We start from the raw sequence: 17,288 nt of genomic DNA on the forward strand, positions 1-17,288 counted from the left end.
TGATAATGCTAAAAATTAGTGAGATTTATCATAAATATATTAATCAAGACCCTATAAAAATCTTTCAGGATAGTGCTATCAAAGCAGCTATAATTTTTTTTATATTTTTAGCAATTGCCACAATTTCTGATTTTAATAAAAACTTAATAGTTTTAATTGTTTTATACATAATTAATTTTGCAGCCAGTATTTTGATGGGTAGCATAGAAGCAAGAAGAAGAGCTTTCTTTGGTTACCTTATATTATCTATTCTTATTATAAATATTTCACCATATGTACATACGATTTTTGAAAATTACTTTATGTTGATAATATTGGTTATATTTGTTGGTTTCTGGATGAGAAAATTTGGTGAGGCTTTTGCTTTTTTTCCAGTAATGATACTGGTTTTGGCTTGCGTCTCTTTTATTAGGTATCCTTTAGGTATTGAAAACCATAAATATTTCACCATATCAGCATTAATTATAGGTCTAGCTTTTTATATTTTAGTGATAAATAGTTATAAGATTATGCAAGTTGAAGATATTAAAAAGATTTCAAAAAATTCATTTAAGTTCTTTGTGAGGCATTATAACGATACGTTTGAAAAATCTCGCTTCAGAAGATTTACTCAAACTAGAATTATTGAGGCAAGTAATATTAAATTAAAAAATATTCAATCTTTAAAGATACATGGGGTGATGTTTTTACGCAAAGCTAAACAAGATAAATGGAGATATTTTTGCCATAATCTGGTCATGCTTAATAGGCTAATTACTAAATTAATACTTAATTATAAAAGTTTGAATGTCAACCATATGCGTTTAGGGTTTGATAATATCGAGGAAGTTGAACATTTATCTCAAGATTTTGAAGAAATATTTAAAAAGACATTAATTTTAATATTGTATATACAAGCAAAAAATAGTTTGTTAGAAAATAGGCTTAGTGAAATAGAATATTTAAAATATAAGTTTGAAATGAATTATATTGAAAAGTATAAGAATGATAAAAAAAAGAAGAAAATTTTGTTTGATATTGTATTGTTATTAGATGATATGTTTATCAATATAGATAACATTAAAGAGGCTTATGATGATCTTATTCAAGGATAAACATATTGATAAGCTTGCTGATACTACGTTACTTGCTTATAGGGTGTTATTAGCTTCTACTTTGGGTTTGGCTATTGCGTATTGTTTATTTAGCATGACTGATGAACAACATTTTAAAGATAGGATTTATTGGGTTGTAATAGCTGTAATTAGTGTCGCAGCAAGTACTAGTTCAAGTGTTATATATAAAAGAGGTAAATCCATTGTTATATTTTCCTTATTAGGAACGTTATGTGGATCTTTAGTATTGATGATTGTACAAAAAAATATAGCTGCAGATTTTACATTTATTGCAGTTCTATGTGGGATAGCTCTTGCATTCTATATATACTCATTATTTTTAAATTATGCTACAAGTGTTTTTTTTATACATATATATTTAGTTATGTATTTTGGTTTGTTTATAGGCTGGAGTATGGAACTTTTTTTTGTTAGGGTAATCAATGTTGCTATAGGTACTCTTTGTATTGTGTTGATTACTTTCTTAACTAGAGGACAAAAGAACAGAATACTTTTTAATAAAGAGATGTATAGTATTTATGGTGAACTTAAAAGATTAGTAGATGAAGTAGATGGAAGTGTTAAGAATCAAAAATTAATTTCACTTGTTGATCAAAATATGGGACTAAGCGAAACGCTTACGAATGCTAAATATGAATTTGCCACTACAAAGAAATATTATCAATATAAGAAAATACTATTATTAATGGATGAATTGCTAATTAATCTGAAAACATATAGAACACTTTTTATCCAACAAAAAAAACATAATAGTGATTTATATATTGAGTTGGTTGCTTATACAAAAGAACAAATTAATAGTAACTTTAAAAAAATAACAATTAGGTATGATAGGGTGCTTAAATAAAATTAATCATTAAAAACGTCTTGATATTTTTTCTTAAAATTTTCCTTACAATATTTGATTAAAGAGGTGATTCTTTTTAGTTGATATTTTGCAGGTAAAGATAATATTGTTAACTGTGTTGATTCTGCATATTCTGGAAGTATTTCAACTAGCTTGCCATTTTTGATATTAGCTTCCACATATATATCTAATAATCTTGTAACACCTAATCCAAGTATGGCTGCTTGCTGCATTACCCTGCCATTGGCTACATATATACAGTTATTGTGAGCATGAAGAGTGTATTTATCATTTATTGAAGTTAGAGACCATTGTTTAACACTACCATAAATGATCGGCATGTTTTCTAGTTGTCTAGGATTATTTATTTCACCATATTTTTTTAGAAAATCTTTATTAGCTACATATTTGGTAGTAACGGTTTGTAGTGGTGAAATAATTAGGCTTGAATCAGGAATGTTTCCCATGCGGATGACTAAATCATACTCACTTTCTAAAAGATTTGTTTGGTTACTTGAAAAATCTAAATAAATCCTTACTTTTGGGTTTTGTTGTTGGAAAGTTAATAGTATTGGAGCAACCACTTCTTCACCGAGCACTCCACCAACACAGTTTATTTTTATACTTCCACTTAATTCATTATTTTCTTGTGTGACTAATTGACTAGCTATATCTAGCTCTTCTAGTAGATTTTTACATTTATGATAATATTTTTCACCTATTTCTGTAAGCCTAACATGCCTTGTGCTTCTATAGAGTAGTTGCACTTTTAAATGATTTTCTAGATCTTTGATATTTTGACTAAGATTAGATTTCGCCATGTTAAGGCTATTTGCAGCCTTTGTGAAGCTTTGTTTTTCTGCAACATGGATGAAAGCATAGATACCACGCCAGTAAATATTGTTCATTATTTTATAACAATGTTTTATGGTTATATGTATTTATTAGTCTAATAAAGTTCTATAGAATTTACAATTAATGAAAGAAAGTAAAGGTTATTTTAACAACAAAGGAGAAAAAAATGAGTAAATCATTAGTAGTAATAACAGGTGCAAGTTCAGGAATTGGAGCTGCAATTGCAAAGCGTTTTTCAGAAGCAGGTCATTCGCTTTTACTTATTGGTAGACGTATAGAGAAAATCCAAGAATTAGGTCTTCCAAATACTATGATACGTAAAGTAGATGTTACGAATGCTTTAGCATTTAAAAATGCTATAAAAGAAGCAGAAGCTGAATATGGCCCTGTGAATTGCTTAATAAACAATGCTGGTATGATGTTACTTGGACAAGTAGATACTCAGGATTCAATAGAGTGGCAGAAAATGTTTGATGTTAATGTTTTAGCATTGCTTAATGGTATGCAGGCAGTTTTAAGTAGTATGAAAGCTAGAAAAACTGGAACTATTATTAATATAAGTTCTATTGCAGGTAAAAAGTCATTTCCTAATCATGCAGCGTATGTTGGTACAAAATTTGCTGTTTCTTCAATGAGTGAAAATGTGCGTGAAGAAGTTGCAGATGATAATGTAAGAGTAATGACAATATGCCCAGGAGCTGTTGATACTGAGCTTCTAAGCCATACAACTTCAGATGAAATAAAAGATTCATATGAAGAATGGAAGGAATCTATGGGTGGAGTTCTTGTTGCAGATGATATAGCGCGTACGGCAATATTTATGTACTCTCAGCCTCAAAATATAAATATTAGAGATGTAACAATCGCAGCAACTCGTCAGCCAGCTTAAATAAAGAATTAACTGATTAAGTTTTCTCTTTTCTATCTGTAAGTCTTGGTTCTTTTTTTATTGATATAGTTAATCCGATAGTTATTTGACAATAATGTTATAATATTTAGAAAAAATGTCATCATATAGCCAAGATTTCAGAGATATCGTAATAACTAAATATAAAGAAGGCCTAACAGACAAAGAGCTAAGTAATTTTTTTAATATAGATATCCGTACTACTAGATCTTGGATAAACTTATACGAGACAACTGGTGATTATAAATCTAAGCAAGGCTTGGGTTGCGGTAGAGTAGCAACCTTTACAGATAAGGAAGCGATAGAAAGCTACTTAAGAACATATCCAGATGCAATGGCTTTAGATATTAGAGAAGCATTAGCTCCTGAAATACCTAGAAGCACATTTTATGATTGTCTTACCAGACTTGGTTTTAGTTTTAAAAAAAGACACCTAAATATAAGCAAAGAAAAGAACAAGATAGGCAAAGTTTTATAGAGGTTGTTGAGACTATTGAACCTAACAAACTTGTATATTTAGATGAAATGGGTATGGATAATAAACAGTCTGTACTAAGAGGATGGTCTCTTGTTGGTAAACCTAGCTATGGTGAAGTTATTGCTTATCAAACTCAGAGAAAAAGTATAGTTGCTGGTTATAACTATTTAGAAAAGAAGATTATAGCACCGCTAGAGTATACTGGATATACAGATACTCAAATTTTTAATCAGTGGTTTGAAGAGCATTTATGTCCTGAGTTAATTCCAAAGACTACTGTTGTTATGGATAATGCTAGTTTTCATAAGTCTCCTAAATTGGCTAAAATAGCAGAGAAGTTTGATATACAGATACTATACCTTCCTGCTTATTCTCCTGATTTAAATCCTATAGAAAAAATTTGGGCCAATTTTAAAAGAATTTTAAGAAAAGTAAATAATTCTTTTGATAATTTATCTGATGCTATTACTCACGTCTTTAGCACAATATTATCAGATTAACTATAGCACCAGTAAACTTATTAACAAATTTATCATATTAATTTTTCACTTACCAAGATATTTTAGTTTCTGTGTATTTCTTTTAGATTCAAGCAAAAATATTAATAAAAGAATGGTTGGCCGCAATGGTTGTCTTGATGATTATTTCAAGGTAATTAATAGTTGAAATATATGCTATATAATTTATAATAAATTTAATATTTAATATTTAATATTTAATATTTAATATTTAATATTTTTTATTTATTAACTTATTTGACGGCATATGAATAATAAAAATTTTGGTTTTTGGATCTTTGGTTGGAGTTGGTATAGGGTATTCAGCAGGTAATAATATGCTTGGATATGGTGCGGTACCAGGATCTATGCTTAGTATATATCCAAACCGTGATCCTAGGCTGCTTTCAGCTGGATGTGTACCAATTCAGCAAGATTCAAATCAAGTTTATGAATATGAAAACGGGAATTTACAATTTAATTTTTCTCAGGCCTTTAATCAGTTAGGGATAAATATAGGAGCTAAAGGAGAGTTTGAGGTTGGAGGATTGCCTTTTTCTGCAGGAGGTGAATTAGATACTTTGAATGAAACACAAACAAGTGCATTAACAGTGAATTATATTATAAGTGGGACGAAGGTATCTTTGACTAGCGGTGGCTTTAAAATATCAACTAAACATGAAGAAGGTTTTGTATATGAAAATTGTGGGCCTTACTTTACAACAAGTTCAGTAGGGCAAGCTACTATCTTATACATGGTTAGTGTGCATTTGAATAGTCAAAGTGACTACAACAGCTTTCGTTTTAAAATGTCATTTGGTATTCCAAAAGTGGCCGATCTAACTCAAGAAATAAAAAATGTCGCTAGTGAGACTAATATTAATGGTAGTATTTCAGTTTCTTATTTTAAGGTTATGGGTAGTGAGTCCGAAAATAAGCTTATGCAGCTTAAAAGTGAAGAGGCAAATACTTATAGTTTTAAACCTGAGGATTTGCAAAAATTTACTGATGATTTTAATCAAAAATTTAGTGATGTTAAAGGTGAGTTAGACACTGCTACAATGTATTATAGGATACCTAACAAGGGAGAAAAAGTATTTATATCCCAAGGAGGGAGATAATTTACCTTTAAAAGCAATAGAGGTTAATGCAAGTGGTTTTACTTCTTTTAATAGCTACGCAGCACCAGCTGGCTGGGTTGATACTGAGTATAAAAATCATTTAAATGATTATGATACCCTTGTACAAACGAGGGAGGGTTCTGGACAAATGCTTAGTACGTTATATAATGCTCGTAATGATAAAGCACGCTTATTAAACCCTGATTTTATAAACTGGCTAAATGCTTCAGGTAACTCCGAGCTAGTTAATAAAATAAATAATTTTTATCAGAAATATATAGATGTTATTGAGAATAACAATTATTTCACAGCTATGAGACAAATAAATGAGAATGCACAGATTCTTTCGCCAGCAGCAAAAGTTATACAGAAATGTTATAGTATTCAATCTTTAGTAGGAGAGTTAGCAAAAGATCCAAGTGCTACGATTTTAAATTGCTCGCAGGCTATAACTGAATTAAATGCTACTACAAGTGATATTATAAATGATTATAAAGATTTAGCAGATAGTTTGGTTGGTTATGATTTAGTAGTGGATATTACACTTTATAACGAGCGTGGAGAACGGATAGATATGAGCCTTCCTCCTTCTGATTTAGGGGTATCTGCATATCCTATTAAAACGGCAAGAATAGGAAATAATTTAGATGTTACATTTAAGTTTGTAAACCCTGGTTTAGAGGGTAAGTCATATCTTTCAATAAGCTTTCCTTTACAAGATGGCAAGATAGAGTTAGGCGATAGAGCTAAATTTGATTATATTCCCGATTTTGATTTTCGAATTTCTGGATCTCCTTATATGATTAGTACATTAAATGGTAGTATATTAATTCAGAATTATGCTGCTGGAGATGGATCAGGGGAAATAAGGTTACGGGCAAGTAAAAATAGTTTATTTGGGTTATCACCATTTTCTAATAATTAAGATTAGGACTATCTTAGGTAAGTTTAGATATTTGTAATTATATTTACTTGAGATATCAGCACTATACTTCATTGAAATATATTTTATACACAAGTTTGTACTTTAATTTTATTTTTTAATGGTATTTGTGGCAAGGTTACTAATCTTTCTAAAGGTATGTTAAAATTCTTAGTCAAGAATCCAATCAAATTAGAGTTTAAAATCTTATAATGTTTAGCAATCAGACTTTCTTGTTCTATGACTTAGAAACTAGTGGGATTAATAATTCGTTTGACCAGGTTTTGCAGTTTGCTGCAGTTAGAACAGATCTAGATTTTAATGAAATACAAAGATATAATTTTTTTGTAAAATTAAATCCTGATACGACGCCTAGTCCTACAGCTACAATTATCCACCATATTTCAATTTCTCAAACAAATTATGGTATCTCAGAGTATGATGCAATTAGAAAAATTCATAAAATAATCAACACCCCGGGAACAATAAGCATTGGCTATAATACTCTTGGGTTTGATGATGAGTTTTTACGCTTTGCATTTTTTAAAAATATGTTACCTCCATACAGTCATCAGTTTAAAAATAGTTGCTCTAGAGCAGATTTATTTCCAATAGTAAGTTGTTATTATCTATTTTGTAATGCAGCATTAAAATGGCCTCAAGTTATTGACAATGAGGGACAAAAAAAAGTATCTCTAAAATTAGAAAATTTAAATATTGAGAATAGTTTTTATAGTGGTGGTAGGGCTCATGATGCTATTACAGATGTTTTAGTTACAGTGGAGTTAGCTAAAAATCTTAAAACAGCAAACTCAAAGATGTGGCAATTTTTATTAGCTAAATTTAATAAACAGAATGATGAAAATACTTTAACCCAACTAGATATAGGTTTAGAGGTTGCAGAATTTAAATTTAAGCAAGCTATCTCAGTTAGTGGAGTCTTTGGTTATAAAAATAATTTCATGTCAGCAATACTTGAGCTAGGTCAGCATAGGCATTATAAAAACCAAGAAATATTTTTGCGATTAGATAGCTATCTCTTTAGTGATTTTATTGAAGAATTTGGTAGTTTAGAGGCAGAACATTGGCGTTTGACCATTAATAAGAAATGGGGTGATATCCCATTGATATTGCCAGCTAAAACTCGTTTTGTAGGTAAGTTGCCGCAAGATAGGTTAGATCTTATTAAGGCAAATAAAGATTTTATAAAACATAATTCTGAGATTTTTGTTAATTTTATAGACTATGTTTTAGAGTATAAATATCCTGAAATTAAGAATATTGATAGTGATGCATGTATTTATCAAAGTAATTTTATGAGTTTGGCAGATGAAAAAGAATGCAATAAATTTCATAGTCTATCGATAAATCAAAAATCTAAAATACTTAAACAATTGTCTAAAGATTTTTATGCTAGAGCTGTACGTATATTAGGGAGATTAGATTTCTCAAAGCTACCAGAAGGATCTCAAATAGAGTTTCAAGAATATCTAAATAAAATTGTCAGTTTGGATGCTGAGGATTTTTTAGTTGATCATAGAGGTAAAACACGTAAAACTTTAGAAGATATTTATCAAGAAATGCAGGATTTACGAGCAAACCGTGACCTAACTGAGGAACAACAAGCATTACTATATGAGTTAGAAGAGTACCTTTTCTAGTATGCTTAAAAATATTGTTTTGATAGTTTATCTTTTAAGTACAATAGCTTATGGAGCAGTATCAGAGTTTAATACTGTTAATAAAAATGATTTTTTTGTTACAGTTTCTGGAGGTTGGGGATATGTTAGTGATTCTCCTCATAATACAGGCGTAGTTACTACAACATTGGGATATTTTTTTCAAAAAAATATCTCAGCAGAATTTAGATATCTTGGATATTTTGCTAATCACAAGAAAAGCAAATTAGATGGTAATTCATATTTAGGTCTTGTGAAATATAATTATAAGTTTTTTGATAATTTAAAAGCAGGTATAGGAATTGGCTTAGGAATAGGAGATATCTTTAAGGAAGATGAATTGCAGGAAGGTAGACATATTCAATCAGGTTTGATTGCGTTACCTATATCTTTAGCAATGCCATCTGGAATAATTGAAAATATGGATTTTATAGTTACTTATCTTTATGTTAAATCATTTAAAGAAGGTTATGCTAATTTTATTACTTCTGGTATTAGCTATAATTTCTAAGTGTAGATATGCACTATATTTTGCTTAGTAGGCTAGATATGTCGGTATAGAAAAGTATATTTTTTAGGCCAATGTATTTGAATGTTTTATAAAACAAATAAATCAAAAAAATTTAGGAAGAATGGATAAATTTAATTTAGTAACAAAATACGATCCAGCAGGTGATCAACCAGAGGCTATTAAATCTTTAGTAAATGGTATAAATGATGGCTTAGATCACCAAGTTTTACTTGGGGTAACAGGTTCTGGTAAAACTTATACTATAGCAAACGTTATTCAAAAAACTCAAAAGCCATGTTTGATTGTTGCTCATAATAAGACATTAGCAGCTCAGCTTTATTCTGAATTTAAACAGTATTTTCCTGATAATGCGGTAGAGTATTTTGTTTCATATTATGATTATTATCAACCAGAAGCATATGTTGCAGCATCTGATACTTATATTGAAAAAGATTCATCGGTAAATGAGCATATTGAGCAAATGAGGTTATCTGCTACAAAGGCGATATTAGAGCGAAATGATGTGATTATAGTTGCGACAGTTTCAGCAATATATGGCTTAGGTGATCCTGAACAATATATGCAAATGCTGTTACATTTGAAGGTTGGTGAAATATTAAGCATGAAACAAGCACAAATAAAACTTGTAGAAATGCAGTATTCTCGTAATGATATGGATTTTAGTCGAGGTGGCTTTAGAGTGCGAGGTGAGATACTTGACATTTTCCCTGCAGATTCTGAAAAAGATGCTATTCGAGTTGAATTTTTTGATGATGAAATTGAAGCTATAAGTATGATAGATTCATTAACTTCTAAAAAAATAAATTCAATTCATCGTGCAACTATATTTCCAAGTACTCATTATGTTGCATCAAAAGAACGTAAAGATCAAATAATAGATGATATTAGAATTGAGCTTAAAGAAAGAGTTAAACATTTTGAAGAAGAAGGTAAGTTGCTTGAGGCCCAAAGGATAGAGCAGCGTACAAAGTATGATATCGAAATGATACAAGAATTAGGGTACTGTACAGGTATTGAGAATTATTCAAGACTTTTATCAGGGCGTAATCCAGGAGATCCACCACCGACGCTTATAGATTATTTACCAGAAAATGCTTTAGTTATAGTTGATGAGTCTCATGTAACTTTACCACAGTTTAGAGGAATGTATAAAGGTGATCGATCACGTAAAACAAATCTTGTTGAGTATGGATTTAGATTGCCATCTGCTTTAGATAATCGACCTCTGAAATTTGATGAATTTGAGAAACTTGTACCACAAACGATATATGTATCAGCAACTCCGGCTATTTATGAGCTAGAAAAATCTCAAAATACAGTTGAGCAAATTATTCGTCCAACAGGCCTTTTAGATCCAGAAGTTTTTGTACGCCCTGTTGCAATACAAGTTGAAGATGGCTTATCAGAGATAAATAAATCCATAGTAAAGCAAGAGAGAGTTTTAATAACAACACTTACTAAAAAAATGGCGGAAAATTTAACAGAATATCTTTCTGAGCATGGAGTTAATGTCAGGTATTTGCATTCAGATATAGATACTGTTGAACGTGTTCAAATTATTCATGATTTGCGTCAGGGTGTTTTTGATGTGTTGGTGGGGATTAATCTTTTAAGAGAAGGGTTAGATATGCCAGAAGTAGGAATTTTACTTATTTTTGATGCAGATAAAGAAGGGTTTTTACGTTCAGAGAAATCACTTATTCAAACAATCGGTCGGGTTGCTCGTAATCAAAATGGCAGGGCCATTTTATATGCAGATATAGTTACAAAATCAATGAAGAAAGCAATGGATGAAACTTTGCGGCGACGTAAATTGCAAGATGAGCATAATAAAAAATATAATATCGAACCTAAAACTATTATAAAAAATATTGATAATATGCTTGATAGTTCTCCAGAGATGCAAAAAAAATCGTATAAAAATAATTTGCGCTTAAAGGTTGATGATGTTGATGTTTCAGCTATACTAGGTATGGCTGAAGCTACTAAAGTTATTAAAGCTTTAGAAAAGCGTATGCGAGCTTATGCTAAAGAATTAGAATTTGAAAAGGCAACGATGGTTAGAGATAAGATAGTAGAAGTAAAGCAGAAGTTTATTAACCTATAAGTTTAAAATAGAAGTATATTAGAGATGGCAATAGAAAGTAAATTAAAGAAAGATAGGCTTTTTCTGCGTTTTACCTGGGCGAGATTACGAAATTACCTAATTAGAGCAAAAAAAAGCTTATATTCTGCGATTATATTTTGTGGATTGATTGTAGGAGTAGACCTGTATCTTGGAAATGTTGAATTTGTAGCTCAATCATTAGAGATAGCTTTTACTTTAGCATTTATACTATTTGTATTTTTTTTCTTGATCACAAAAGATGATAATCCTATAGATATAATAATATCTGGCGCAGAGGGTGAGAGTATTGTCTTAAAGGAGTTAAAAAAGCTAGGTAATAATTTTGTTCTTTTTAATAGAGTGATTTTACCCGATGAGAAATCTACAGTGGGCAATAGGGAGATTGATTTTATTGCTATATCTCGTAAAGGAATATATATAGTTGAAGTAAAGAATAATCGTGGTTATATTCAAGTTGCAAATATGGCGGAGAGATGGAATGTGTCAAAAACCTCACAAAATAATAAAGTTTATGCTAAAACTATAAAAAATCCGATTAGACAAACATTTGCTCAGAAAAAAGTTTTACAAACTTTTTTATATAAACAAAAAATATATATAAAAGGCATTCCAGTAGTTACGGTAGTAATTTTTGCAAATGAAGATGCTCAATTAAGTCAAAACTTTATAGCAGATGATGCCAACCAAGCAGTACTTTCTTTAGATAATCTCTTACCATTTATTCAAGCAAAAGATGATTATTTAGAAAAAATACCAACACGTTCTCGTAAGAAAATTATTAGGAAGCTTGATAAAAGATAATGATAAATAATAGGCCTATTGGAGTCTTTGATTCAGGAATAGGTGGTTTGACAGTAGTTAAGAATATAATGGATATATTACCAAATGAAGATATTATCTATTTTGGTGATATAGCTAGAATTCCATATGGTACAAAATCTAGAGCAACTATCCAAAAATTTGCAGTCCAAACAGTTAAGTTTTTGATTGATCAAGAAGTTAAAGCAATAATCATAGCTTGTAATACTATTTCAGCGATAGCTAAAGATATTATTCAAGAAATAGCTAAAGAAATACTTGTTATAGATGTAATAAGTGCAGGTATTAGTCTAGTTAATGATTTATCTAGTGTAGGGGTGATTGCAACACCTGCAACTATAAGTAGTAATGCTTATGCTTTAGAAATTCACAAGCGTAATCCTAAGATTGAAGTTTACAGTAACGCTTGTGGCTTATATGTATCTATGATAGAAGAAGGGTTTGTGAGCGGTAAGATTGTCGAACTTATATCTAAAGAATATCTTGATTATTTTAGAGATAAAAATATCGAAGCTTTAATTTTAGGTTGCACTCATTACCCAATTATTAAAAAGACTATATCCAAAATCTTGAATGTAAGGTTGATAGATCCATCATTACAAGCGAGTAAAATGTTATATGAATCTCTCATTGATAAGAATCTTTTAAATGAACTCAGTAATACTCCAAAATATAGATTTTATGTTACTGATATTCCACTTAAGTTTAAGGCTGTTGGAGAAACATTTTTACAAACTAAAATGCAGCACTTAGAAATAGTCAGCCTACCTGAATATTAGTTAAAACATGATTATTATGTGGATAATATCTTCTAAACTAAAATAAAACCTTGTATGATGATTTTAGGTCAAAGTTAGTTCATAACTATAATGTACGATAGAAATAGTAGAAATGTAATCTTACTTGCAGGGATAGGCGCAATATTAGAATTTTATGATTTTGTATTATATATGATTTTTTCGAAAGAAATATCAGCAACTTTTTTTGCTCAGATTACTAATCCAACAATTAAAGCTTTCTTGACAGTTTTAATTTTCTCAATAGCTTATCTTGTTAGGCCATTTGCTGGGACAATTCTTGGGATAATTGGAGATTTAATAGGTCGTAGAAGGCTTTTATTATTTACAATATTACTTATGGGGAGTTGTTCTTTATGTATGGGAATAATGCCAGGGTATGCTAAGTGGGGTTTATTCGCTAGCTTTGCATTTGTCATATTACGTGTAATGCAAGGTATAGCTTTAGGAGGTGAATTACCAGGAGCTTATGTAATTGTTTATGAATCTGTAAAAGGTAAAATTGGTTTTGCTACAGCAATCTTGTTTACATTTGTAACAGGAGGATTTTTATTCTCAGATTTTGTTGGCTTTGCACTTGAATATATTTTTGGTGATTTTGCTTGGAGGGCTGGATTTATAATCGGTGGATTGTTGGGTTTTGTAGGCTATTACGTACGTAGAAATTTACATGAGACCCCAGAGTTTGAGGGTATTGATAAGCAGAAAAGACATTCATTCGCTTCATTATTATCAACTTATGGACCTAATTTATTTGCAGGAATCTGTATTGTAATTATAGTTGCGTTTGGTGGTGTAATGTTGACACTTTATATCCATAAATTTGTTGAAGATATCTTACCTAGTTATAACTCGGGTCAAATTTCTTTAATACTTACACCAAGCGTATTTATCCTTACTTGTTTTACTTTTATTTTTGGTTATTTGTCAGATAAAATTGGTATTGCTAAGATGTTTATAGCAGGATCTGGGCTTGTTGCTATATTTGCTTTACCTATTTTTTATCTAATGAGCTGTTATGCTTCGGTATTTTCTATAATAGTAACTTCTATAATAATTATGTTATGTTATTCTTTAGTTTCAGCCACATTTATATTTCTATTATGCTATCTTTTTCCTACGGATGTTAGGCTTTCAGGAGTTGGGTTAAGCTATAATTTAGCCTTTGCCTGTGTTGGAGGAATAGCACCTCTAGTTAGTACAATGATTATTACTATGACAAAATATCATTTTTTAGGACCATCAATCGTTGGTATGGTTTGTGGTATAGTAGGATTAGTAGGAGTATGTATTTATTTTAGAAAAGGTGGTTATCACAACAATAATGAGAATATGATAGTTAAGCTATAAATAGGATGTTATATGAGACAAGATTTTAAGATAGTAGGTTTGTCCGGTATAGGCGCAATATTAGAAGTTTATGATTTTCTCTTATACGTACTTTTTTCAAAAGAGATTATTGATACTTTTTTTACAGCTATTCAAAACCCTGTAATTAAAAGTTTTATTACAGTAGCAATATTTTCTTTAACTTATGTGGTAAGGCCATTAGGTGCTATAGTTCTAGGTACATTTGGAGATCGTTATGGTAGAAAAAAAGTTTTTACATTTACAATAATACTTATGGGTCTAGCATCATTTCTAATGGGAATTATGCCATCCTATGCTATGCTAGGTATAGTTTCAAGCGTGATGTTTGTTATATTTAGAGTCTTACAAGGGTTTGCATTAAGTGGAGAGTTGCCAGCTGCTTATGTAATTGTTTATGAATCAAGCTCAAGACAATTAGGGTTTAAATTAAGCATTTTGTTTGCTTTTGTGTTATCAGGTTTTGTATTTGCTACAACTGTATGTATTTTATTAGAATATGTTTTTGGGATATATGCTTGGAGAGCGGGGTTCATTTTAGGTGGTTTGTTAGCAGTATTTGGATTTTATGCTAGATTAAAATTGATAGAAACCCCATTATTTAAGAAAATTGCACATAGAAAGAAAAAGTCTATCTTAATTCTTTTAAAAGAAAACTATATTAATATCTTTACAGGTTTTTGTTTTGCAATGCTTTTTGCTTTAGGAGCCATAATTTTATTACAATATTCTAATTTTTATATTACAAAATTATTAGGTATTAGTGATACACGCTCTATAATGATTTTTGTGCAAATAATTGTCTTAATTGCAGTAATAGCTTTTGGTTATATATCTGATAAGATTGGTCTTATAAAAATCTATAGTTTAGGATGTATAATTTTATTGGTAGTAATTCCTATAACATTTTACCTAATGTCAGATTTATTTAGTGTATATATTGGTATGATAGTTTTGATTATCTGTTATGCAGTAGGAGCATCAACCACATTGTTTTTCTTATGCGATATTTTTCCAACAGAATTTAGACTTTCTGGAGTAGCTCTTAGTTATAGTTTAAATTCAGCTTTTGTAGGAGGTCTTTGTCCCATGATTAGTTTAGTGGTTATGGATAATACGGGTTTTATCTGGCTAGGGCCAGTTGTGATTTGTATTATGTGTTTGATATTTTCTTTTATTGGGTTGCTTTTATATAAAAAAGTTGGTGGCTATCACAACAATAATGAGAATATGATAGTTAAGTTATAGATATAATAGAGTGTAATTTAGTATTTATAGGAAAAGGCAAGATGTAGAGTAAATATATGGTTCTTTATTAAACTTAATTATGTATTAGAATTGTTCAATTATTTGAAATCAATTTTATGATGTTATTGTTAGTAGTTTTAGAGATAGCTGATATTAATGTCTCTCAAAAGGGTTAAGAAACGACGCTCGGTGTCGTCATATAGTTAATCTGATAATATTGTGCTAAAGACGTGAGTAATAGCATCAGATAAATTATCAAAAGAATTATTTACTTTTCTTAAAATTCTTTTAAAATTGGCCCAAATTTTTTCTATAGGATTTAAATCAGGAGAATAAGCAGGAAGGTATAGTATCTGTATATCAAACTTCTCTGCTATTTTAGCCAATTTAGGAGACTTATGAAAACTAGCATTATCCATAACAACAGTAGTCTTTGGAATTAACTCAGGACATAAATGCTTTTCAAACCACTGATTAAAAATTTGAGTATCTGTATATCCAGTATACTCTAGCGGTGCTATAATCTTCTTTTCTAAATAGTTATAACCAGCAACTATACTTTTTCTCTGAGTTTGATAAGCAATAACTTCACCATAGCTAGGTTTACCAACAAGAGACCATCCTATTAGTACAGACTGTTTATTATCCATACCCATTTCATCTAAATATACAAGTTTGTTAGGTTCAATAGTCTCAACAACCTCTATAAAACTTTGCCTATCTTGTTCTTTTCTTTGCTTATATTTAGGTGTCTTTTTTTAAAACTAAAACCAAGTCTGTTAAGACAATCATAAAATGTGCTTCTAGGTATTTCAGGAGCTAATGCTTCTCTAATATCTAAAGCCATTGCATCTGGATATGTTCTTAAGTAGCTTTCTATCGCTTCCTTATCTGTAAAGGTTGCTACTCTACCGCAACCCAAGCCTTGCTTAGATTTATAATCACCAGTTGTCTCGTATAAGTTTATCCAAGATCTAGTAGTACGGATATCTATATTAAAAAAATTACTTAGCTCTTTGTCTGTTAGGCCTTCTTTATATTTAGTTATTACGATATCTCTGAAATCTTGGCTATATGATGACATTTTTTCTAAATATTATAACATTATTGTCAAATAACTATCGGATTAACTATAAATGTTTGTATCTATATTACAAAGTTACAAAAAAATAATAACTAATAAAAGTATAGCTGGTATTGATAAAGAGATAATAATTTGGTTTAAATAAAACCTTAAAAATAAATCATATAAATTATGGAATATAGTTAATTATATAAAACTATTCATTCATTTTATCTAGAATATAACACATTAAATAATTTATTTATAAATTACTTCTATACTATATGAAACTTCTGCTTTAGCTAACCGGGTTTATTAGAGTTGTGACATTTAATGCACCGTCAGCTATCATTACAGGAGCTCCTCCTGGTAAAACTTTTTTGAATCGTTGAATTATATTTAATAGATTTTTATTTTTTACCAAATGATGAGTTTTCTAAATGGAGAAAATCGGGAAAACATTATTATGGTGAACTAATCGAGCATAATGGACTTAGTAAGTATCCTAACACGAAAATTAGATGTAATTGTTGGGCTAATAAGATTGATTATATTCAGAATAAATTTAGCATCACCACTGGTGAAAACCTAAAAGTAGATATGAAGGTTCTGTTAAAAATATTTGTAAACTGTAAGATCTAGGTTGGTTTAATAATATAGTGTTAGTACAAAATATATGTAATAGTGAAATTCCAGTGATGATAGGTATTGGTCATGAAGCTGATAGTACAGTCCTTGATGAAATATGTACTAAACGATTTGATACCCCATCAAAAGTTATTAATTATATTATTAATACTATAGTTGATAAGGCAAAAACTGCGGAGTATAACTATGGATCTTACATTGGTTTTCGTATGCCTTTTGATACTACAATGAGCATGATGATGGGTTATATTTTCAGTTCTACTT

15 protein-coding genes and 1 pseudogene are annotated in these 17,288 nt (G+C 29.9%); 14 read left to right on the plus strand and 2 right to left on the minus strand.

Going from position 1 to position 17,288, the window contains the following annotated elements; translation table 11 throughout:
- The first annotated feature begins 5 nt into the window (after positions 1 to 5).
- Both ACR0PV_RS03935 and ACR0PV_RS03940 read left to right on the plus strand, forming a co-directional pair.
- Complete coding sequence (locus tag ACR0PV_RS03935) at positions 6 to 1,094, plus strand: hypothetical protein (protein WP_488173673.1); 1,089 nt, start codon at positions 6 to 8, stop codon at positions 1,092 to 1,094.
- Complete coding sequence (locus ACR0PV_RS03940; protein ID WP_488173949.1) at positions 1,075 to 1,962, plus strand: FUSC family protein; 888 nt, start codon at positions 1,075 to 1,077, stop codon at positions 1,960 to 1,962. Before ACR0PV_RS03935 ends, ACR0PV_RS03940 begins: the two co-directional genes overlap by 20 nt.
- 2 nt (positions 1,963 to 1,964) lie before the next feature.
- Here ACR0PV_RS03940 and ACR0PV_RS03945 read toward each other — a convergent pair whose 3' ends face one another.
- Complete coding sequence (locus ACR0PV_RS03945) at positions 1,965 to 2,870, minus strand: LysR family transcriptional regulator (RefSeq protein WP_488173674.1); 906 nt, start codon at positions 2,868 to 2,870, stop codon at positions 1,965 to 1,967.
- 113 nt (positions 2,871 to 2,983) lie between these two features.
- Between ACR0PV_RS03945 and ACR0PV_RS03950 the strand changes: the two genes are divergently transcribed.
- The 11 genes from ACR0PV_RS03950 (at position 2,984) to ACR0PV_RS04000 (ending at position 15,313) form a co-directional block, all read left to right on the plus strand.
- Positions 2,984 to 3,706: an SDR family oxidoreductase gene (locus tag ACR0PV_RS03950; protein ID WP_488173675.1), complete on the plus strand. Its 723-nt coding sequence runs from the start codon at positions 2,984 to 2,986 to the stop codon at positions 3,704 to 3,706.
- Positions 3,707 to 3,821: 115 nt separating this feature from the next.
- Positions 3,822 to 4,702, plus strand: a protein-coding gene (locus ACR0PV_RS03955) for an IS630 family transposase (protein ID WP_488172194.1) whose coding sequence is annotated in 2 segments (ribosomal slippage) — positions 3,822 to 4,146 and positions 4,146 to 4,702 — 882 coding nt in all. Because the reading frame shifts where the segments join, the coding sequence is not laid out codon by codon here.
- Positions 4,703 to 4,983: 281 nt separating this feature from the next.
- On the plus strand, positions 4,984 to 5,820 hold the full coding sequence (locus tag ACR0PV_RS03960) for a hypothetical protein (protein ID WP_488173676.1): 837 nt from the start codon (positions 4,984 to 4,986) through the stop codon (positions 5,818 to 5,820).
- 148 nt (positions 5,821 to 5,968) lie between these two features.
- The gene (locus tag ACR0PV_RS03965; RefSeq protein ID WP_488173677.1) at positions 5,969 to 6,745 is read left to right on the plus strand and encodes a hypothetical protein; all 777 of its coding nucleotides are present in this window, start codon (positions 5,969 to 5,971) and stop codon (positions 6,743 to 6,745) included.
- A 209-nt stretch (positions 6,746 to 6,954) separates the two neighbouring features.
- Positions 6,955 to 8,403 carry an exonuclease domain-containing protein gene (locus ACR0PV_RS03970; RefSeq protein WP_488173678.1) on the plus strand — a complete coding sequence of 483 codons (1,449 nt, stop codon included), beginning with the start codon at positions 6,955 to 6,957 and terminating at the stop codon, positions 8,401 to 8,403.
- Position 8,404: 1 nt separating this feature from the next.
- Positions 8,405 to 8,932, plus strand: a complete 528-nt coding sequence (locus tag ACR0PV_RS03975) for a hypothetical protein (RefSeq protein ID WP_488173679.1) — start codon at positions 8,405 to 8,407, stop codon at positions 8,930 to 8,932.
- Between the two features lie 121 nt (positions 8,933 to 9,053).
- Complete coding sequence (gene uvrB, locus ACR0PV_RS03980; protein ID WP_488173680.1) at positions 9,054 to 11,060, plus strand: excinuclease ABC subunit UvrB; 2,007 nt, start codon at positions 9,054 to 9,056, stop codon at positions 11,058 to 11,060.
- Between the two features lie 24 nt (positions 11,061 to 11,084).
- Positions 11,085 to 11,882: a nuclease-related domain-containing protein gene (locus tag ACR0PV_RS03985; RefSeq protein WP_488173681.1), complete on the plus strand. Its 798-nt coding sequence runs from the start codon at positions 11,085 to 11,087 to the stop codon at positions 11,880 to 11,882.
- Positions 11,882 to 12,679, plus strand: coding sequence for a glutamate racemase (murI, locus tag ACR0PV_RS03990; RefSeq protein WP_488173682.1), 798 nt, complete (start codon positions 11,882 to 11,884; stop codon positions 12,677 to 12,679). The genes ACR0PV_RS03985 and murI overlap by 1 nt, the downstream gene beginning before the upstream one ends.
- Positions 12,680 to 12,769: 90 nt before the next feature.
- A complete protein-coding gene (locus ACR0PV_RS03995; RefSeq protein WP_488173683.1) occupies positions 12,770 to 14,047 on the plus strand; it encodes an MFS transporter in 1,278 nt (425 codons plus the stop codon).
- Between the two features lie 12 nt (positions 14,048 to 14,059).
- The gene (locus tag ACR0PV_RS04000; RefSeq protein WP_488173684.1) at positions 14,060 to 15,313 is read left to right on the plus strand and encodes an MFS transporter; all 1,254 of its coding nucleotides are present in this window, start codon (positions 14,060 to 14,062) and stop codon (positions 15,311 to 15,313) included.
- Positions 15,314 to 15,516: 203 nt separating this feature from the next.
- Here ACR0PV_RS04000 and ACR0PV_RS04005 read toward each other — a convergent pair.
- Positions 15,517 to 16,397, minus strand: a protein-coding gene (locus ACR0PV_RS04005; RefSeq protein ID WP_488173685.1) for an IS630 family transposase whose coding sequence is annotated in 2 segments (ribosomal slippage) — positions 15,517 to 16,073 and positions 16,073 to 16,397 — 882 coding nt in all. Because the reading frame shifts where the segments join, the coding sequence is not laid out codon by codon here.
- 408 nt (positions 16,398 to 16,805) lie between these two features.
- Here ACR0PV_RS04005 and ACR0PV_RS04010 point away from each other — a divergent pair.
- A pseudogene (locus ACR0PV_RS04010) lies at positions 16,806 to 17,224 on the plus strand (exodeoxyribonuclease VII large subunit); the annotation flags it as partial.
- Positions 17,225 to 17,288: the final 64 nt, after the last annotated feature.

Source organism: Francisella sp. AG1, from assembly GCF_057683165.1.